This window comes from Hymenobacter nivis (assembly GCF_006439025.1).
Lineage (GTDB): Bacteria > Bacteroidota > Bacteroidia > Cytophagales > Hymenobacteraceae > Hymenobacter > Hymenobacter nivis_A.
Genome location: NZ_RCYZ01000014.1, coordinates 12062 through 31840, shown reverse-complemented (window position 1 = coordinate 31840; position 19779 = coordinate 12062). Strand labels below are relative to the sequence as shown.

The following is a 19779-nucleotide window of genomic DNA, read 5'->3' as shown; positions in this document are numbered from 1 at the left end:
GTACATCAGCACTCTGAATATCAAGCTTTATTCGCTTGGGAACGTGCGCTAGCGGTGCACCCAGCAGGAACTACAACTTTAGGTCCCTCCAGTCGCGCTGCTAACTTGTTCCACCACGGCTGCAATTTTATTTCCAGCAGGCAAGCGAGTAACCCAATTATTACCAGCTTTAGCGCATATTCCAACACTAAGTTGTGCACGCGGGGCAGAGCAAGGCGAAAAACAGGAAAATGCACGCAGTAAAGGGCGTACGATACGCTGGCCAAGGAGGAAAACCAGCGCAGCGGCGCTGATAAGTTCAGGTTTTTGAGCAAAGCGCTGTGCTGAATAACGAATACGCTTAAGACGGCGAACAGGTAGTGGCGAAAGTCAATGAACGGGTAAACATTAACGTCAAGGGTAGACCCTTTGCTAATAATGAGCTCCCGCATAGGAATGAGCGTTATCGCCGTCATACACAACAAGCAGAGGTAAACGGGCTTCAGCGCCTGGAAACTGAATTTCTCGCCCTGGCAGTAAATCTCAGCACACGCAACCCCGGCCCACCAAAGAACCAGATAACTGACGATCAGCAACATATGGTTTGGAAAAAAAAGGTAGGTAGTATACGCTAGTAGGGAAATAACGCCTACCGGATAAATGCTCGGCCCAGTGTATTTATAACACCGTCGCAGGAAAGCCAGTCGATGCATTATAGGCAAAAACAGCATGTAGAACCACCACTCGTACGATAACGACCACAAGGCGTGGTTATGCAGGAAAGGGTATACGAAAGTGCCTGGTTTACTGCCAGTGTCCTGCAGCATGAATACATTACCTATTAAATCAACTAGATCGTTTTTACTCAGACTTTCAGCATTCCAAAAACAAATTACCAGAGATATAACCAGCGTACTTAAGAAAACAGGATATATTCTGAAAAAGCGCTTAAAAAAATACTCTCTAAAAGTTATTTCCGGCTTTTTATAAGTAGCTAAATAAATTACAAAACCTGACATCAGAAAGAAAATGATGACGGCTTCTTGTCCAAATCGGAACGGTGCCCGAAGCAAGGCGGGGGCCACGTCTTTAAGCATTGTGGAACCCAACATGTGGTGAATCACCACGTAGACGGCAGCTGCGCCCCGGATTCCTTCCAGTGCGACCAGCTTGTTTGAACCTTTGCGTAGACTTTGCGCCATAGTGGTAGTTGCTGCCCGGGATCAAGCCAAAGTAGGCGCCGCGCTGTGAGCTAGGCTTTAGCTAACGGCTGTTTAATTGAGTTCAGCACCCCGGATTTAACAAGTGCGCTTAACGCAAACAGTATGATGCTCATACTAATGACTAAAAAGGCTACCCAGGGTCGGGTATAGTGCAAGGAATATTGATACAGTAATACAAATGCTGATATGCTGGCATAGAAACGGGCAGTTGCTAACCACGTCGAAAAACCTTTTTTGATCAGTAGCACATCTTGCAAAAGGTGGAAAACCAAAAAAGAGCCTGCGATGGAGTAGTTGACAACGGACAGTGACCGGTAAAGCGTCAAGCCAATAAGGCAGCCCCCAAAATTGCACAGCAGGCTGCAGAGATTGAATATCATGTCCATTTTCTCCATTTTCATGGCCACGATAAGATTGGCTTGCAGGAGAACCGTTGGAAAAAGCAAAAAGGTCAGAAACATCAGGTTAACGCACGGAACAGCTTCAGTATAATTGCGTCCGAATATAAATGGCAGCCAAAACTGCGAAAAGGAAATAACAAAAGCGTAGATAAGCACTGAAATCGATATGTAAGCCTGTTGGATATTATTAAATAAGCGGCGTAGTTCATTTAATTGTGCCGCTTTATATAACGTAATAAAGCGTGGAAAAATACTGCCGGAAGCAACGATAGGCAATAACATCATCACTGAAAAAATCTTAAACGAAATCTCGTAATTGGCGACATCCGCTAAGCTTAGCATTTTGGAAATGATAATATTTGCTATACTCCAGTACACCACCGATACGCTCCCAATTACTACGAAATACCAATTACCAATTAATACATTGCGTAAATGTTCAAAGCTGACATTGCGCCGCAATACATCAACTAATGTGACATTAGCAGCCGACCCGATTCTGATAAATACGTTAACTGTAATCGCACGAACTACTACCAACAAGGTAGCAATGGCAGTTATTGGCAACGCATAGATAAATAATAGGCTGCCTACCGTAAGCTTGAGCAGCGCATCAATTAATAAAATATTGGCCGACTTTTTTTGCAAGAACTCGGCAATGTTTAGGCTTTTTATGGCATTGATGAGATTATCAAAAACGATGTTTGAACCCAATATTATACTAAGCACGCGTATGGTACCGTCAGGATATAGAGTAAAGGCGGCGGCTACGTTAACCGCGTAAAATATCAGCCCGAGAATAAGTTGAATTTTTAAGTACTCAACGGTTAGGTTGTTTTTATTTTCAGACGATGCGTAATCGCGAATAAACCATTGGCTAAGTCCCATCGAGGAAAATGCAGCCACCAGTTGATACACAGTATTGGCAATCAGAAACTGCGCGAACTCATTGGCTGGAAAATTACGGGCGAGTATGACGAAAAAAGCACTCGTTAAACCCGTTTGGAGAAGATTTGCTAAAATACCCCAAGCGCTGTTTATTAGCAGTGGCGACTGCAGTATTCGTTGCCGTAAGTCAAGTAGTTTGCTCATCGGGTAAAGCCAGTTTGGTTGGATGAGTAATGAGTAGGGCCAGTAACGTAGCAACCATGATGGTAATGCGGCTGTCAAAGAGCGAATAGACCGTATTAAATGCGGCTAACCAACTCGTGATTGCCGCCAGTATGAATACAATATTGAAATCCTGTCGGCCTCTGATGAAAGCCAAGAGTGCTTTAATGATTGGTGCTAGCACCAAAGACAGAAATAAAACAAATCCGATAAATCCTGTTTCCGCCAGGATTTTTAGATAACCATTTTCCGGCTGGTCAAAATAGACAATTTCATCGTCTATTTCCAAGTATAATTCCTGTTTATGAATGGCCGTATAAGCCTGAAAATTGCCGATGCCAATTCCCAGCAGTGGGTTATCAAGGGCAATATCGATGGCTTCGAGCCACACACTCCGCCGAAACTTATAATCTTCATCAATGCTGGCCGTTCGGTTTAAAACCGATAAATTGGGGCTAGCCAACGCGAAAATGCTGCCGGCAATAAGTGCAAAGACCAATGCGTAGGTTTGCTTGCGCCAGCCACTGCACAAAAACAGCACCACCAAGCCCACCACCAAGCCCACCAAAGCCGACCGGCTACCCGATAGTAGCACGCCGCCGCCGCAAACCAGAAATAGTCCCAGGTAGAGCAGCCGTTTGGCCACCTGGATCTCGCCACGACCGGCATAAAGAAATAAGAAGCCCGTCATGGCGAGGAATTGCCCGTTGGCCTGTGAGTCGTGGAAGAAGCCCGGGTACCTGACAGTATTGTTTTGTGGGTCGAAAGTATTCTGGTTGAGAATCGGGTAAAAGGTAAACGACAGGCCGACAACTAACTGAACAGCGATAAAGAGCAACAATACCAGGCTGCTGAATTGCAAAGCGCGTAGCATGCGCGCGTAAAAGGTTCGATCTTTGGCGCAAGCCAGCACGACGAACCGGCAATACACGAACGCTGGGATGACTTGAAGCAAGGCCAGCATTGACGCTTTGGGAAATTCTGAAGCCAGACTCCCCAACAGAAGCGAGACTACGAAGACTAGAAAGACTATAGCTGTGGTCTTGGAAAATGTAGACAGCCCTTGAATGAAATCCTTGGGAAACAACAGGAGGCACCCTAAACTCAGGACATCGAACGTTTTGAACCCGCCCCAATTTGTTTTCGTGGCTAACAGCCCCATAACGGGCAAGCCATACAAAATGAAGAGCAAGCACTGCTCCAAGCTTTTTCGATATAAATAACGTATTCCGAAACCTAAGCAGGTTCCGGCGGCTAGGTAGAGGGTCAGATCATTATTATTCATGGGCAGGATGCGGGACCGTGCTAAGCTTTAGGCGTGGAGGCTAATTGATGCGTTACACCATCTCCGGCGCCAAGTGCATAGCGGACTTTAAGCGGGTTTGCACAGCTTGCATCTCGGCTGGTGAGGCCCTGGTACACTCCGTAAATAAGAAAATATTCCGGTCAATATTATTGGCCGTTGTCATTGATGACAGCATCACGCCCGCCTGCAGTTGGTGGAAGGCGAGGTACAGTAGTAGCTCGGGCAGGGTATTGATGAAATGCAGCCCCGGAAAATCTGCCTTGATTTCGGCCAGCACGTCACCCCGTCCCAACAAACCGCTCGATTTATAGTAGTTGAGCACGGAGTAAACGATTGGAATGGCCGTAGCGGATCCCAACGCCTGGGCGTAAGTGGTATCCTGCCCGAATGGAAACTGCACGGCCTCAAGTAAGGGTGAGCTGCTGAGCTGCCGTTGTAAGCAGCCTCGCTCACCGAGCGTTGCACCCCAGGCCCGGATTTGTCCCTTTTCCTTCGCTCTCTCCAGTACCTCGCGGATATCGTCCCGCAGGCAATCGGCATAGTAGCTTTCGTGAAGCAGGAAGAGGTCGATATAATCGGTTTTCAACTCCCGCAGACTGGTCTGCAGTGAGCTTTGAGCTGCTTGCGGAGTGAACTGCGTTTTAGTCAGTGCGTTGACGCCGGCCTTGGCCAGTGTTTGCCGCGAGGCTGGCAATGCTTTTCGAATGTTACGCATTCCCCATAGTACCAACGACTTAAAAGGGATAGGTGGCGGCGAAATACCGAACTTGCTGGCAATAATCATTTTATCGCGTTTGCCCTGCGCAAACTGTCCCACAATGCCCTCAGCCTGCCCGTAGCCGTAGGAACGAGCGACGTCGAAGTACACGATGCCCTGGTCGAAGGCCTTCGCCAGCGAAATCTTGGCCACGCCGGTCGCCGCGCTGCCTCCGAAGGTGGAGCAGCCTAATCCCAAAAATCGCTGGGTGCGCAGTAGGTTCAAGTCAATCATTATGCGCTAGTTGGGCAGAGTGAGGAGGTGGTCGGCTAAGCGCAGAGCCAGCGCCAGCAGCGTAGCGGTGGGGTTGGAATGGCCACTAGTGGGGAACACGGAGCTCCCCGCGATGTACAGATTGGTCACCCCGTGTACCCGGCAATTCTCGTCCACAACCCCTTCGGCCGGGTTGCTAGCCATGCGGGTAGTGCCAATGTGATGTTTCGCATCTTTGATGTGAGCGGCCCACTCATCGCGGCTCAACCAGTCATCCAGTTGCAGCTCACCAAGGCCGGCCCGGCCAAAGTATTCTCTCACCAGGCCGGTGCACGCAAGCAGGGTTTGACGCACGAGCGGGTCTACCTGCCACTTGATAACGGCTTTGGGAATGCCCAAGCTGTCCAGTTCGCTGCTTAGGCACACCCGGTTGTCCGGGGAAGGCGGCGTTTCCATCATCACATTCACCCTGGCAATTCCCTGGGGTGTGTACACTTTCCGGTGAAAATAGTATTGCTTGGCCGTCTCAATTAATTGCGGTAACCGCTTCACGAGCCGCATGGCCAGCTTCGCTTCCTGCAGCGATAGTTCTCCCCTAGCCTGTTTGCGGTACAGCTCTTTCGCAATCGAGAAGGCATCATCTGCCGCCGATTGGTACTGGACGTAAGCGTTGACGTTCAGCAAGCGGTTCTTAGCCAGAAAATCTTCCGAGAGGAACAGCCGCGGCAGGATGCGCGTTTTTTTAACGTAGAAGTAGTTTAAGTACGCCTGCTGCTTGTGGCGGCCGGGAAGCAGCGTGCCAACTTCGGCGTTTGGGTGGTCCTGCAGGTAGCGGCCCACAATGTCTTTGGCGTTACCGATGCCATGAGCAAGCTGCTGATTAGAGGCAAGCAGCAGGCGCGCGTTTTCTATTCCGCCACAAGCCAGTATCACCTGCTTGGCGTGCACCCGACCTGTCTTATTCGCCTGATTTTTAATAGTTATGCTATGTACATTTTTTTGATCATCAGTTAGTTGAAGGTTCGTAACACTGGCATTTTTGACAAGCATTACGTTGCCAGACTTACTGATTTGCTCACGATATTGATTGCGGAGATTAGGGGTTGGGCTCCACTTTGAAAACCGAAGCTCTAGGTGGGCGTCGGCCACCAGCGGCTCCTCGTTGGACAGGGCACACGCATTTGCAAAATAGCTCACCGGTTCCACGTTTAGAAAGCGGTCTACCTCGGGGTAGTAGGTCGCTACTGCATCGTAAGAAATAGGCCACCCACTGTGCAAGACCCAACCACGCTGCTTGAAATCCAGCCGGTCAAGCGGCAGCGCCTGACCGCCCCAGCGGGTAGTGGATCCGCCAAACACCCGAAACCTCCCCGTCCGAGCCCCTTCGAAAGGATGATAGGGCGTGATGACATCGTAGAGTAACTGATTTTCAGGAGTGATTTGCTCCCCGCCCGCTTCAAGCACAATCACTCGTCGGTTTGTCGCATACAAGCGGGTAAGTATGGCTAATGCCGCTGCGCCACTGCCAATGATGCATATATCAGCTTTAAAAAACTCAGGGGCAATCTCTTCATTGAAATCAGCGAACATATAATTTTTATCATGGGACCCGTAAACAATAATCCATTAGGGGCCCATCATTTTTGAGATGACATTAATTTTTTGACCAATAATTTTGCTCTAGTAATAAATAATGGGTCTTGTTAGTGCTGCACCGTAAGCTTGCTAAGCAAAGAATATGCATGCTGCGAATAGTAAAAAAATTGAGGTCAAGGAAATAATAAATCGGCGAAGTGTAAGCAGGATGTTTAGGACTATTTGTAGCAATAACCCTTTATTTCATTTTTTATATGAATTCACGGTGGAAAGTTATCACCATGTTGCTGAATATCCAACAATAGTACTGCCGTTATCTACGGCGAACGTTGACGCGCTGAGTTGTATCTGCTGCAGCGCCATTGAGTGATTGACGACTGTCTACCGCATTGAAAGGTCCTTGCACCGGCGCAGATGGGTTTTCCCTATTGCCAACCGGCTGTCCCACTTAGGGAAGGGTATAACGTGCTGGCAATGTACTTTCTTGGATAGGGGACCTTACAAGCCTAATTTCTGCGCGGCATTGTGCTTGCGTACGTTGTCGAGGCGGGTGTAGCGCCGAATCATCTCGCTGGTCTTGTGCTTGGTCTGGTTCATCACCTCCGAGTCGTCCGCCCCGGCCAGTTTCGCCACCGTCACAAACGAGGCGCGCAGCGAGTGCGCCGAGTACTTGGGCCCCAGGTAGCGCTGTACGATGAGGTTCAGGTGCTTGTCCGTCAGCCGCCGGTCGGTGAGCCGCTCGCCCTTGCGGAAGGACACGAGCACCGGTCCCTGGGTGCGGCCCAACTGCTTGACCCAGGCCTCCAAGGTGCGGATGGGGCAGAGTTTGACGTCGGGCGAGTAGAGGATGACCTTTTCCTCGGCCGCGCCCAGCTGGTTGGTTTTGCTCTTGGCCAGGTTGACGACCAGCCCTTCCTCCGAAAAGGCCAGGTCCTTCACGTTCAGCGCCGCCAACTCCGAGCGGTGAAAGGCCCCGGTGAAGCCCAGCAGCAGAATGACCCGGTCGCGCAGCCCGGCCAGCGTCTGGCCGTCGATGCTTTTGACCGTGCGCTTGAAGTTGGCCAGCGTAAAGGCGGGGGCCTGTTTCTGCCGCACGCCCTTGAGCCGGGCGATGCCTTCCATCAGCAACTTGAACTTCTTGTCGTCGGTGGGCGAATCCGCGCCGCGCAGCGCGTGGGCCTTGGCCACGGCCGCGCAGTGGCGCTGAACGGTCGAGACCTTCTTGCCAGTTTCGGCCAGGTGGGTGACGAAGCCGGCGAGCGTGTCCACGGACGCCGGCAGCGGATCCAAGCCGTGCGCGGCACACCAAGCCCCGAAACGTTTCAAATTTCCGGCGTAGGCCTTGGCCGTATTGGCCGCCCCGCTGAGCCCGGCCTCGACGTAGCGCGAGGTGTGCACGGCCAGGTCGGCCAGAGCTCCGGAGGAGTTAACCAGAATCGAAAGCGTGCGCTCTTTTCCCATGCGACCTATGTATAATAAAGGAGTAAAACGCGACTTTTGGAAGGCAAAAACAAAAAGTGCGGATAAGGTCCGATAATCTTACTTATCGAACCTTATTAATATTTTTGGCAGAACTAAACAAGCAAGCTTCATAACCCCGGTCCAGCTCTTTGCTCGTCATGCCGGTGCTAGGCTCAAGTAGTTCAGCGGGCAGCGCCTACAAGACAGAAGCTTGCTGGCGGGAGTAAAGCATATGAAAAACAGGTTTAATCATACCGTAACCCACGGGTAATCTACCGGCCTTGCGGGCCCGGTAGTTTTGCCTACCCGTATGACCTTTCCGCTAAGTTCTTCCGACAAGCACCAGCTGGCAGCGTTGGCCGAGGGTGACGAGCGCGCTTTCGAGGCGTTGTTTAGCCGCCTTCACCCGGGGTTGCTGCGCTACGCCCAGGGCCTACTGCGCTACCCTACCGATGCGGCTGAGGACGTCGTCGCCGAAGTATTCTGCACCTTGTGGTCCAGCCGAACGCAACTGGCCGTGCAGAGCTCGCTGGCGGCCTACCTCTACACGGCGGTGAAGCACCGCAGCCTGGACAAGCTGCGCGAGCAGCGCCGGGCCCCGTTCGAAACCCTGGCCGAGCCGCCCATTGCCCAGCCCGCGGCGGCGCACCTGCAGCCCGACCAGTTGCTGGCCTACCAGGAACTGAGTGCGCACGTGGCGTGCCTCATCGGGCAATTGCCCGGGCGCACGCGCCAAGTGTTCCAGCTACACCGCGACGGGGGCCTCACCTACGAGGAAATAGCCGCGCTGCTGGGCATTTCCGTCAATTCGGTGAAAACGCACATGTTCCGGGCGCTGCGCTTTTTGAAAAGTACGCTCTACGCTTCCGGGGTGCAATAAGCGCATTACGCGCAGGTTACGGCTGTTATCCTTACGTTACGAGTGGCCTGTGGTGTCACGAGGTAAGCAAGCAGCGGCGTCTTACCTGCAGCGCCGGCACTTAGAGCCGGTCGCTGGCCCCTTGCAACAAGAAGAACTATACCTGCTCATCGCCCGCTACCTGGCCCGCCAAACCTCGCCGGACGAAAACGAGTGGCTGGCCACCTGGGTAGCCCAGTCGCCCGAGAACGAGCGCACCTTTGAGCAACTAAAAACCGTGTGGCAAGCCAGCCAAACGCCCGCTCCCCCCGCCGCAACGGCCGCGGCCCTGGGGCGGCTAAAAGCCCGGCTGGCCCTGCCGGCTCCAACCGCTGAGCCAGCCGCCACGCCTGCACCGCTCGCACACCGCTGGCGACGGCTGGCGCGACCCGCCCGGCTAGCCGCACTTTTGGTACTGTTACTAGGCGCGCTGGGCGGCGCGTACTTCTACGCCCGGCCCACTCCGGCGCAGGCCTACCGGGTATGCCGGACGCCGGCCGGCCAGCCGCAGCGCCTGCGCCTGGCCGATGGCTCGGTGGTGACGCTGGCCCCGCAGAGCCAGCTGCGCTACCCAGCGCAGTTTGGGGCGGTCAGCCGCGAAGTGTTCCTGGAGGGCGAAGCGTTTTTCGAAGTCAGCAAAGACCCCCAGCGGCCGTTTCGGGTGCACAGCGGAGCGTGGGTGACCCAGGTGCTCGGCACCAAATTCAACGTGAGCGCCGTGCCGGGAGCCAGCCAGTTGGCCGTCTCGCTGGTCGAGGGCAAAGTGCAAGTAACTGACAAGCAAGACAAATACTTACTAACACCGGGCCAACAGCTGCGCGCCGAGCGCAGCACGGGCCGCATTTACCGGCAGGCCTTCGACAGGCAGCAAGTGCTGGCTTGGCGCAGCAACCGACTGGTGTTCAAGAACGAGAAGCTGGCCGACGCGGCCATCCAACTAGAACGCCGCTATGGCGTGAAGCTGGTTTTTGCCGACCCCGCCACGGCCGAGGTCCGCCTGTGGGCCACCTTCGACAACGAGCCCCTGCCCCGCGTGCTCGACGCGCTGCAACTGGCCGGTGGCATTAGCTACCGGCGCGAGGGCCAGGTAATATACCTGCGACGAGTACCCGCCGAGGCAGACACCAACTAGTGCTTTTTAGTACCTAACCAGCTCATCCGCAACGCTATGAAACAACCAATATCTCCCCGTCAAAAGCGGGCCTGGCGCAGCGCGCTCGCCGGCCTGGGGTTGCTGACGCTGAGTCCCCCACTGGGGGCCCTGGGCGCTCGTGGGCAGCTGGTCCGGCAAGAGCCCGCCGGGGTGCCCTGCGCCCTTGCGGTGCGGCAGCAGCCGCTGGCCCAGGTGCTGGCCAGCATCGAGCAGCAAACCGGGTACCGGTTCCTGTACGTGGACCAGGCGGACCGGCTGGCCCGCCGCATCAGCGTAGAGGCCCCGCACAGCAACCTCCAGGCGGTGCTGCAGGTGGTGGCGGCGCAGGCCAGCGTGCAGTTTACGGTGCAGGACAAGCGCATTCTCATGAAGGCCCAGGCCACGGCCGACGGCCCCGTGAAGGGGCGCGTGACGGATGCCCACGGTGCGGGCCTGCCCGGCGTGTCCATCCGGGTGAAGGACGGCGCAACGGGCACTGTTACGGCCCCCGACGGCAGCTACCAGCTCAACGTGCCCGCCGGCAGCGTGCTGCTCTTCAGCTTCATTGGCTATGTATCGGAGCAACGGGCGGTGGGCGAAGAAAGTACCTACGACGTGGTGCTGCGCGAAGACGCCACCAGCCTCGACGAGGTGGTGGTAACCGCGCTGGGCATACCTAGGGATGAGCGGGAGCTGGGCTATGCCAACGCTAAAATTTCCAACGAGCAGCTCACCGAAGCCAAATCCAACAACTGGACCGATGCACTCTCGGGCAAGGTAGCGGGGCTGAACCTCATTCGCTCGGGCGGCGGGCCGGCGGGCTCCAACCGCATTATTCTGCGGGGCGAAAGCTCGCTGGCCGGCGACAACGACGCCCTCGTGGTGGTGGATGGCGTGGTGCTGGGCGGCAGCAACCGCGCCACCGGCAACGGCAGCACTGCCTACCTGCAAAGCGAGTCGCCGGTCGATTTTGGCACCAGCCTCAACGACATCAACCCCGAGGACATCGAATCGGTGACGGTGCTGAAGGGCCCCGGCGCCACGGCCCTCTACGGCGCGCGCGGCGGCAACGGCGCGGTCATCATCACCACGAAGTCGGGCAAGGCGCGGCCCAAGGGCATCGGCGTGACCTTCAATTCGAACTCGGCCTTTGAGTCAATTTCGCGCTGGCCCGATTATCAGTACGAGTACGGCCAGGGCGCGGCGGGCGAGAACTACTACTCCTACAACAACACGGCCGACGGCGCCAGCACGCGCAGCACCAGCTCGGCCTGGGGGCCCCGGTTCAACGGACAGTCCTTCTTTCAATACGACCCGGCCACCAACACGACCGGCGCCGAGCGCACGCCCTGGGTGGCGCAGCCCAACAACCGCAAGGATTTCTTTCAGACCGGCAAGACGTTTACCAACACCATCTCCATTGACGGGGCCACCGACCGCACGGCCGTGCGCCTGTCGCTGACCAACTTACAGAACACCTGGATTATCCCAAACACGGGCTACGACCGCAACACCGTGGCCTTGTCGGCGAGCCATAAAGTGACCGATAAGCTCCAGGTGTCGGCCAAGGTGAACTACACCAACCGGGCCAGCGACAACCTGCCCTCGACCGGCTATAACAACCAGACAATCATGTACTGGGCCGTGCTACAAGTGCCCAACGCCAACCTCGACTGGCTGAAAGACTACTGGGCCCCCGGCGCGGTGGGCGTCACGCAGCGCTACCCTTTTAGCAGCCTGGTGGACAACCCGTACCTGATTGCCAACGAGATGCTGAACAAATCAAACCGCAACTCGCTCACCGGCAACGTGCAGGTCAACTACAAGTTCAGCAAGGACTGGAACCTGATGTTGCGCTCGGCCCTCGACTTTTCGTACGAGGCACGCTCGCAGCAGCGGCCCAAGGACACGGAGCGCTACAAGGACGGCATGTTCCGGACCCAAAGCATTTTTTCGCAGGAGGTCAACCACGATTTCCTGCTCCAATACGCCCACACGTTCGGGCAGTTTGACCTCAGCGCGTCGGTGGGGGGCAGCAACCTGCGCAACCGCTACGACAAAAACGAGCTGCGCGCCGAGCGCCTGCTCTACCCGCAGGTGTTCACCTTCGCCAACAGCCGCGACTTGCCCGTCGCCCTGCCCTACCGCGCTGATTTTGCCGTCAATAGCTTTTATGGGCTGGCTACGGTGGCCTATCGCAAGTTTCTGTACCTCGACCTGACCGGCCGCCAGGACTGGACGAGTACCCTGGCCACGGCCAATTCGGTGGCGGCCTCGCGGGTGCCTTTTTACCCCTCGGCCAGCCTCAGCACCGTGGTGTCGGAGCTACTGCCGCTGCCCGAAGCGGTGTCCTTTGCCAAGCTGCGCGCCTCGTGGGCGCGGGTGGGCAGCGGCGGCACCACGCCCTACCTCACGGCCTACACCTACGCGGTGGCCACGGGCTACGCCTCGGGCCTCTCCAACCCCACCTCCATTGCCAACGCGGGCCTGAAACCGCGCAGCACCGAGAGCATCGAGCTGGGCGCCGACCTGCGCTTTTTGCGCAACCGCATCGGGCTCGACGTAACGGTGTACCGCAACAACACCTCGAACCAGATTTTGAGCGCGCCCATCGACCGGTCGGCGGGCTACAACGAGGTGGTCATCAACGCCGGGCTGGTGCGCAACCAGGGCCTGGAGATTCAGGCCAATGCCACGGTGCTGGCCAATTCCAAGGGCTTCGGCTGGCGCGTGTACGGCACCTTCACCGCCAACCGCAACACGGTAGTGGCCCTGGCCGACAGCCTGCTCACCTACCAGCTCCAGCGGGGCCCCGGCGGCCGGGGCACGGTGGAGGCCCGGCCCGGCGGCAGCATGGGCGCCATCTACGGCCGCGGCTACGAGCGCGCCCCCGACGGCCAGATTGTCTACGAAAACGGCTACCCTGTGCTGGGCGACGCCAGCAAGTACCTCGGCAGCGCCCTGCCCCAGTGGAAGGCCAGCGCGGGCACCGAATTCAGCTACAAGCGACTGCGCCTGAGCGTGTTGTTCGATGGGCAGTTTGGGGCCAAGGCGTATTCGCTCACCAACGCCTCGCTGGCCGAGGGCGGCAAAACCACCGCCACGCTGCCCGGCCGCTACAACGGCATCATCGGCCAGGGCGTGGTGCGCAACAGCGACGGCACCTACCGGCCCAACGACGTGGTGGCCGACAACATCGTGAGCTACTACAATATCCACTACGGCCGCGACAACGTGGAGGCCAACCTCTTCCGCACCGACTTCCTCAAGCTGCGCGAGATGCGCCTCGACTACGCCCTGCCCGCCACCTTGCTCAGCAAGCTTCACCTCACGCAGGCCTCGGTGGGCGTGTACGGCCGCGACCTGCTCATCATCAGCAACTGGCCGGCCTTCGACCCCGAGTTCGGCACGCTCAACAACGGGTCCATCGACCTGGGATTTGAATTGGGGCAGTTTCCGAGCACCCGCACGGTGGGCCTCAACCTAACGGTGGGCATCTAACGCTTTTCTCTTCTTCCCGTGAAAAAACTACTCGCCTACCTGCTCCTCGCCACCACCGGCCTAGGGGGCCTTTCGGCCTGCACCAAGGGCTTCGAGGAGCTCAACGTCAACCCCAACCAAAACCCCAACGTGGTGCCGGAGGCGCTGCTGGCCCCCGCCCTCACCGACCTGGTGAAGCGCAACATGGACCGTGCCTTCCGCATCACCAACGAACTGATGCAGGTGCACGTGTCGCGGGTCGACAACGACGAGTTTCACCGCTACGTCGTCCGCTCGGCGGAGGCCGACTACATGTGGAACGGTTGGTACACCCAGCTCACCGATTTTCGGGACATGTACGCCAGCGCCGCGGCGGTGAAGAGCAACACGTTCATGGCCATTGCCCGCATCTGCGAGGTCTGGACGTTTTCGCTGCTCACCGACACCTTCGGCGACGTGCCGTACTCGGAAGCCATCCAGGGCCGCACCGGGGTGCTGCTGCCCAAGTTTGACCGGCAGGAGGACATCTACCGCGACTTGTTCGCGAAGCTCGAAGAAGCCAACGAGTTGTTGAAAACCAACGTTAATCTTGGCGCCGACCAGACCCAGCTCGACCCGTTGTTTCAGGGCAATGCCCTGAAGTGGCGCAAGTTTGGCAACTCGCTCTACCTGCGCCTGCTGCTGCGCGTGTCCAACCGCACCGACGCCATTGCCCCGGGCGGCCTCAGCCCGCAGGCCAAGCTGCGCGATATGGTGAACACCAACCCCAGCAACTACCCGCTCATCGCCAGTAATGCCGAGTCGGCCATTCTGCGCTGGACGGGCACGGCGCCCTACCAGTCGCCCTTCCAGACCTACCGCACAGCCGACTTCTCGGCCTTTAGCTCGATGAGCGAGTTCTTCGTCAACAACCTGCTGGAGTGGAACGACCCGCGCCTGGCCCGGTGGGCTACCCTCTCCAACGGCACCTACGAGGGCATTCCGAGCGGCTACCTGCCCACTCAGATTCCAGCCCAAAAATCGACCTACCCCGCGACCCTCATGACCGAGCCGCTGCTGGGCAACATTCTCAACTACCCCGAAGTGCAGCTCAACCTGGCCGAAGCCGCCCTGCGCGGCTGGATCAGCGGCGACGCCAAGGCCTACTACGAAACCGGCGCCACCAGCGGCATCACGCTTTGGAGCCTGGCCGTGCCCGCCGGCTTTTTGGCCAATACCAACGTGAAGTGGGACCCCGCCACGCCCGTGGCCAAGCGCCTCGACCAGATTCACGTGCAGAAGTACTACGCGCTGTTTTTCACCGACTTCCAGCAGTGGTTTGAGTACCGCCGCACCGGCCACCCGGTGCTGCCGCTGGGCCCCGGCCTGCGCAACAACCGCCAGATGCCGGCCCGCATCAACTACCCGGTCTACGTGCAGAGCCTCAACCAGGTGAACTACCAGGCCGCCGTGGCCGACCAGGGCCCCGACGACATCAACACCAAGGTGTGGTGGCAGCAGTAAGCCGGCGCACTCTTAACTGTCAATCGCAAGTAGATGAAAAATAAGCTATTATCCGGGGTTTACTGGGTGGCGACGGCCCTGGCCGCCACCAGCTGCCTGGAGAAAGACCCCGACTACGCGGCCGGCGCGCCCAGCCCCATCATTTCGCTCGAAGACGTGCGCCGTCTCTACCAGGGCACCAACGTGGTGCTGGAAGCGGGCCAGCTCTCGGGCGCGCACCAACTCGTTGGTCTCGTGGTGTCGGATGCGCCCGGCGGCAACGCGCCCGGTGGCCCCGCTGGCCTGGTGGTGCAAAGCAAGCGGCGCGGCGTGGTGCGCGGCATCCTCATCCCGCTGAGCGGTCCCGCCGCGCCGGCCTTCGCCGTGGGCGACTCGGTGGTGGTGGACATCGCCGGGGCCACCCTGGCCCGGAGCGCGGGCGCACTGCGCCTGGAAGGCATCGCGCCTGACCGCGTGCGCAAAGTCAGCAGCAACAACGCCGTGGCCACCCGCGACATCAGCGTAGGGGCCCTGGTTGCTAATTTTGAGACGTACGAGAGCACGCTGGTGCGCATCACGGGCGGCAGCATTACGCCGCTGCCCGTGTCGGGAGACACCTACGGCGGCAATAAAACCCTGGCCGACGGCGCGGGCAACCGCTTGACGCTGCACACCGAAGCCACGGCCGCCTTCGCTGCCCGGCGCCTCCCGGCCAGCGCCACATTTGTGGGCATTGCGGTGGGCAGCCCCGATGCCGCCAGCCCGGCTGGGGCCCCGCAGTTGTGGCTGCGCACCGCCGCCGACGCGCTTGACCCCAGCGGCCCCATCTACCCCAAGTTTCCGGAGGGCTTCGAGGCGGTGCCGCAGGCCACCAAGGGCAGCTACAACATGAACACTGCCGCCGTGCCCGACAATACGGTAACCTTCGGCACCGGCCCTTGGAAACTGTACCAGAGCATCTTGGGCAATACTTCGGGCCGTGACCGCTACACCGGCACCCAGGGCATCCGCCTGCAACAGGGCCTCACCGAAGCGGCCACGGTGGAAATGAAATTTGACCTGCCCAACGGCGCGACCAAGGTTACGCTGCTCTACGGCGCCTACTACACCGACGCCGCCAGCGCCTGGAAGCTGGAGTACTCGCAGGACCAGGGCGCTACCTGGCAGCAAACCGGCCCCACCATCACCGACGCTGGCAACTTTCAGCGCACCAGTACTTTCCTGATGAACATCAGCGGCCCGGTGCGCTTCCGCGTCAACAAGCTGGGCCTGGGCCCGAACAACCCGCCCGCGGTATCCAACGGCCGCCTGGGGCTGGATGACATTGCCATTTACGAGAATTAATAACCGGTGGCGTGGACGCCGCGAGTCCGCGCCACGCCTTTTCCCTTTCGCCATGTTCCGCCGCAAATTTCTTCAAAGCCTGGGCCTCGTGGGCGCGGGCCTCAGCCTGCCCTTGGCCCCCGCTGCGCTTGCCGCCGACCCGGAGCAAACCCCGCCAACCGGCCAAAAACTTCGCCTGGGGCCCCTCACCATCCGGGGCAAAGTGCACCAGAATGGCGCTGGCCTGGCGGGCGTGGCCGTGACCGATGGCTACAACATCGTGCTCACCGATAAGGCGGGCAAATACACGTTGGAAAGCAATGCCACAGCCGAATTTGTGCACGTCTCCGTCCCGCGCGGCTACGCCTTTCCGCACGAGAAGGGCGTGGCGCGGTTCTACCAGCCCATCACGCCAGGCAATACGAAGATGACGGCCGATTTTGCCCTGCAAAAGCTAGCCGGCGACGACACCAAGCACACGTTTATTGTCTGGGCCGACCCGCAGATGATCAATAAAAAGGACTGCCGCGAGCTGTTAACCAGCTCCGCGCCCGACTTGCAAAAGCTGGCTGCGCAGTACGACGCCAACACCTTCGCCATTGGCTGCGGCGACTTGGTCTGGGACAAGTTTGAGCTGTTCGAGGACTATAAAAAGGCGGTCGAAATCGGCAACGTTCCGTTTTTCCAGGTTATTGGTAACCACGACCTTGACCTAACGGCGCGAGCCGACGAAGGCTCGGCACGCACGTTCAAGAGCCACTTTGGGCCCACGTATTACTCTTTCAACCGCGGTGAAATCCACTACGTGGTGCTCGATAACGTTTTCTTCATCGGGCCGCCCAAAAAGTACATCGGCTACCTGCCCGAGCAGCAGTTGCAGTGGCTGGAGCAGGATTTGAGCCACGTGAAGCCCGGCACCACGGTGGTGGTGGCGCTGCACATTCCGGTGAACAGCGGCGACCAGCGGCGCAACAACCTTAAGGAGGAATCGCTGGGCGGCGTGGTGTCGAACCGGGCCGAGCTGTACCGCATTTTGAAGCCGTACCCGACGCACATCATGTCGGGCCATACGCACGTGTGCGAGAAGATTTTCCACGAAAACACCATCGAACATACCCACGGCGCGGTGTGCGGTGCGTGGTGGACCGGCCCCATCTGCACCGACGGGGCCCCCAGCGGCTACGGCGTGTACGAGGTAAGCGGCGCCGACCTCAAGTGGTACTACAAATCGGTGGGCCACGACCGCCAGCACCAGCTCCGGACCTACCCCAAGGGCAGCGCCGCGGCCCACCCCGATGAAATCGTGGCCAACGTTTGGAACTGGGACCCGCAGTGGAAAGTGGTTTGGTTTGAGGACGGCGTGCGCCGGGGCGAGATGCTGCAGCGCGTGGGCCTTGACCCGCTGGCCGTGCAGCTGCACGGCGGCGACCAACTGCCGGCCAAGCACAAGTGGGTCGACCCGACCCTGACCGACCACTTGTTCTTTGCCACGCCGTCGGCCAACGCCAAAGAAATCCGCATCGAAGCCACCGACCGCTTCGGGCAAGTGTACCGCGACACGCTGGCCGTGTAGCCCGGGGCCCCAGCACCCCACGTCCGTTTTGCGCTTGCCCGCCTTACGCCTACCCTACCACGCTCCCACGAACTACTTTGCTGCGGCTGTCCGGCTCGGCGGCACTGCGCTGGCCGCCCAGTCGCCCCACCCGCTTGATGTGCAGGGCCCCGGGGCGGCCGGGGGCTGGACTTGGGCGTAACGACGCTGGAAATGGACGTCGCCATCGGCCAGCGTTGTTGCACCACGTCGGTGGCGCGTACTGCGAAGAGGTGGATGTCGCCCCCTTGGCGCCTGGGGCGGGAATGTCGGCCGGGGCAAAACCCTATTCGGTAGATGCCGCCAGTGCCGCCCGCTTGTGGCCATTGACCCAACAACTGACGGGCATTTACTTTGACTTAGCAGAGTGATAGTTACCTAGAGGCCGGTTCAGTGCGGCCAGGCCTACTCTGCCGCTTCGGATAGGGCGCCGGGGGTGGCCTCCAACACCGCTTCCAGCACGGCGCGGTGCTCGTTGCCCCACTTCTCCAGGGTGTCAATCACCGACAGCAGGGACTCGCCTAGAGGGGTGAGGTAGTATTCCACCTTAGGCGGCAACTGCGGGTAGATGGTTTTGCCAACCAGGCCGTGCTGCTCTAATTCATTGAGTTGAATATTGAGTACCCGCCGGGTGGCACTGGCAATGGCCCGCTGCAAGTCGCTCGGGCGCTGCACGCCGCGGGCAATGAAGTGCAGCAGCGTCGACTTCCACTTTCCGTGCAGCACTTGCATGGTCAGGACCGCCCCGCAATCGAGGGTGCGTTCTAGTTTTTTCTGATACATCGCCGATGAGTTGGACGCCGGCACTACTGCCAGTGCCGCCTAGGGAAGAAAACAGCCCTAGGGGTAAAGGTTATCCCTACGCGAACAATTTTTCCGGGATTGCCAGCCCTTTTTCCTCCCCAGACCTTTGTTGCGCCGACACAGCAGTACCTCGGTAGTTCATATTAAATGCAACACAATGAAAGGTTTGACGAATAAAGTAGCCTTCGTAACGGGAGGCAGCCGGGGTATTGGGGCCGGGATAGTGCGGGCCTTGGCCGCCGAAGGCGTGCGCGTGGCTTTTACCTACGTGCGGGGCGTGGAACCCGCCCAAGCGCTAGTCGCGGAATTGGAGCAGGCGGGCAGTCAGGTGCTGGCGCTGCAAGCCGACACGGCCCAGCCCGCCGAGGTGCGGCAGGCCCTCGCCGCCGCAGTCGCGCACTTCGGGCAGCTCGATATTCTGGTCAACAACGCCGGCGTGTACGTGCACAGTCCGGTCGATGAAGCGGCGCCTGACGAATCGGCCCTGGCCCACCTGTGGCAGGTAAACGTGTATGGCACGGCCCAGACCGTGCGGGCGGCCGTCGAGCATTTATCCGCGGGCGGGCGCATCATCAATATTGGGTCGGGGTCGAATATCCGCACCCCGTTTGCCGGCACTAGCGACTACGCGGCCTCGAAGGGTGCCCTGGCGGCCTACACCCGCGGGTGGGCCCGCGACTTGGCCCCGCGCCAGATTACGGTCAACATCATCCAGCCCGGCCTGATTGAAACCGACATGACCCCGACCGACTCCGCCACGGTGGCTAGCCTGCTCCAGACCATCATGCTAGGTCGGCTTGGCACGGCGCGAGAAGTAGGCGAAGTGGTAGCCTTTTTAGCCAGCGAGGCCGCCGGCTACATCACGGGCGCCACCCTCAATGTCGACGGGGGCTGGTCCGCTTGATTAAGTGAGTATGCTCGCTTTACCAGGCCACAGCAGGGCCTTTGGGTCAAGGCGAGCATACTCACTTAATCAAGAGGCCACTTGACCTAGGAGCAGTCTATTAAGGGAGAGAATCAGGC

General features: G+C 58.5%; 14 protein-coding genes. 7 read left to right on the top strand and 7 right to left on the bottom strand.

Annotated features, from left to right (window positions below; all coding sequences use genetic code 11):
• Positions 1-20: 20 nt before the first annotated feature.
• The 6 genes from EAH73_RS21790 to EAH73_RS21765 all read right to left on the bottom strand — a co-directional run bounded on the left by EAH73_RS21790 (position 21) and on the right by EAH73_RS21765 (position 8046).
• Positions 21-1181 carry an acyltransferase family protein gene (locus EAH73_RS21790; RefSeq protein ID WP_140469550.1) on the bottom strand — a complete coding sequence of 387 codons (1161 nt, stop codon included), beginning with the start codon at positions 1179-1181 and terminating at the stop codon, positions 21-23.
• Between the two features lie 50 nt (positions 1182-1231).
• Positions 1232-2695 carry a lipopolysaccharide biosynthesis protein gene (locus tag EAH73_RS21785; RefSeq protein ID WP_140469549.1) on the bottom strand — a complete coding sequence of 488 codons (1464 nt, stop codon included), beginning with the start codon at positions 2693-2695 and terminating at the stop codon, positions 1232-1234.
• On the bottom strand, positions 2679-3998 hold the full coding sequence (locus tag EAH73_RS21780) for an O-antigen ligase family protein (RefSeq protein ID WP_140469548.1): 1320 nt from the start codon (positions 3996-3998) through the stop codon (positions 2679-2681). The genes EAH73_RS21785 and EAH73_RS21780 overlap by 17 nt, the downstream gene beginning before the upstream one ends.
• Positions 3999-4050: 52 nt before the next feature.
• Positions 4051-5010 carry an aldo/keto reductase gene (locus EAH73_RS21775; protein WP_140469547.1) on the bottom strand — a complete coding sequence of 320 codons (960 nt, stop codon included), beginning with the start codon at positions 5008-5010 and terminating at the stop codon, positions 4051-4053.
• Between the two features lie 6 nt (positions 5011-5016).
• Positions 5017-6579, bottom strand: a complete 1563-nt coding sequence (locus EAH73_RS21770) for a GMC oxidoreductase (protein WP_140469546.1) — start codon at positions 6577-6579, stop codon at positions 5017-5019.
• Between the two features lie 504 nt (positions 6580-7083).
• Positions 7084-8046 (bottom strand): tyrosine-type recombinase/integrase, encoded by a 963-nt coding sequence (locus tag EAH73_RS21765; protein WP_140469545.1) that lies wholly within the window; start codon positions 8044-8046, stop codon positions 7084-7086.
• Between the two features lie 310 nt (positions 8047-8356).
• Between EAH73_RS21765 and EAH73_RS21760 the strand changes: the two genes are divergently transcribed.
• The 6 genes from EAH73_RS21760 to EAH73_RS21735 all read left to right on the top strand — a co-directional run bounded on the left by EAH73_RS21760 (position 8357) and on the right by EAH73_RS21735 (position 17934).
• Positions 8357-8926: an RNA polymerase sigma factor gene (locus EAH73_RS21760; protein WP_140469544.1), complete on the top strand. Its 570-nt coding sequence runs from the start codon at positions 8357-8359 to the stop codon at positions 8924-8926.
• Positions 8927-9047: 121 nt separating this feature from the next.
• The gene (locus EAH73_RS21755; protein ID WP_140469543.1) at positions 9048-10076 is read left to right on the top strand and encodes a FecR family protein; all 1029 of its coding nucleotides are present in this window, start codon (positions 9048-9050) and stop codon (positions 10074-10076) included.
• A 36-nt stretch (positions 10077-10112) separates the two neighbouring features.
• Positions 10113-13577 carry a SusC/RagA family TonB-linked outer membrane protein gene (locus EAH73_RS21750; protein WP_140469542.1) on the top strand — a complete coding sequence of 1155 codons (3465 nt, stop codon included), beginning with the start codon at positions 10113-10115 and terminating at the stop codon, positions 13575-13577.
• A gap of 18 nt (positions 13578-13595) precedes the next feature.
• Positions 13596-15059 (top strand): SusD/RagB family nutrient-binding outer membrane lipoprotein, encoded by a 1464-nt coding sequence (locus EAH73_RS21745; RefSeq protein ID WP_140469541.1) that lies wholly within the window; start codon positions 13596-13598, stop codon positions 15057-15059.
• A 33-nt stretch (positions 15060-15092) separates the two neighbouring features.
• Positions 15093-16382, top strand: coding sequence for a DUF5689 domain-containing protein (locus tag EAH73_RS21740; protein ID WP_140469540.1), 1290 nt, complete (start codon positions 15093-15095; stop codon positions 16380-16382).
• Between the two features lie 52 nt (positions 16383-16434).
• Positions 16435-17934 (top strand): calcineurin-like phosphoesterase C-terminal domain-containing protein, encoded by a 1500-nt coding sequence (locus tag EAH73_RS21735; RefSeq protein ID WP_140469539.1) that lies wholly within the window; start codon positions 16435-16437, stop codon positions 17932-17934.
• Positions 17935-18357: 423 nt separating this feature from the next.
• On the opposite strand, the gene EAH73_RS21730 is transcribed toward EAH73_RS21735, so the two are convergent.
• The gene (locus EAH73_RS21730) at positions 18358-18735 is read right to left on the bottom strand and encodes a winged helix-turn-helix transcriptional regulator (protein ID WP_140469538.1); all 378 of its coding nucleotides are present in this window, start codon (positions 18733-18735) and stop codon (positions 18358-18360) included.
• 178 nt (positions 18736-18913) lie between these two features.
• Here EAH73_RS21730 and EAH73_RS21725 point away from each other — a divergent pair, with 178 nt between their 5' ends.
• The gene (locus EAH73_RS21725; RefSeq protein WP_140469537.1) at positions 18914-19660 is read left to right on the top strand and encodes an SDR family NAD(P)-dependent oxidoreductase; all 747 of its coding nucleotides are present in this window, start codon (positions 18914-18916) and stop codon (positions 19658-19660) included.
• Positions 19661-19779: the final 119 nt, after the last annotated feature.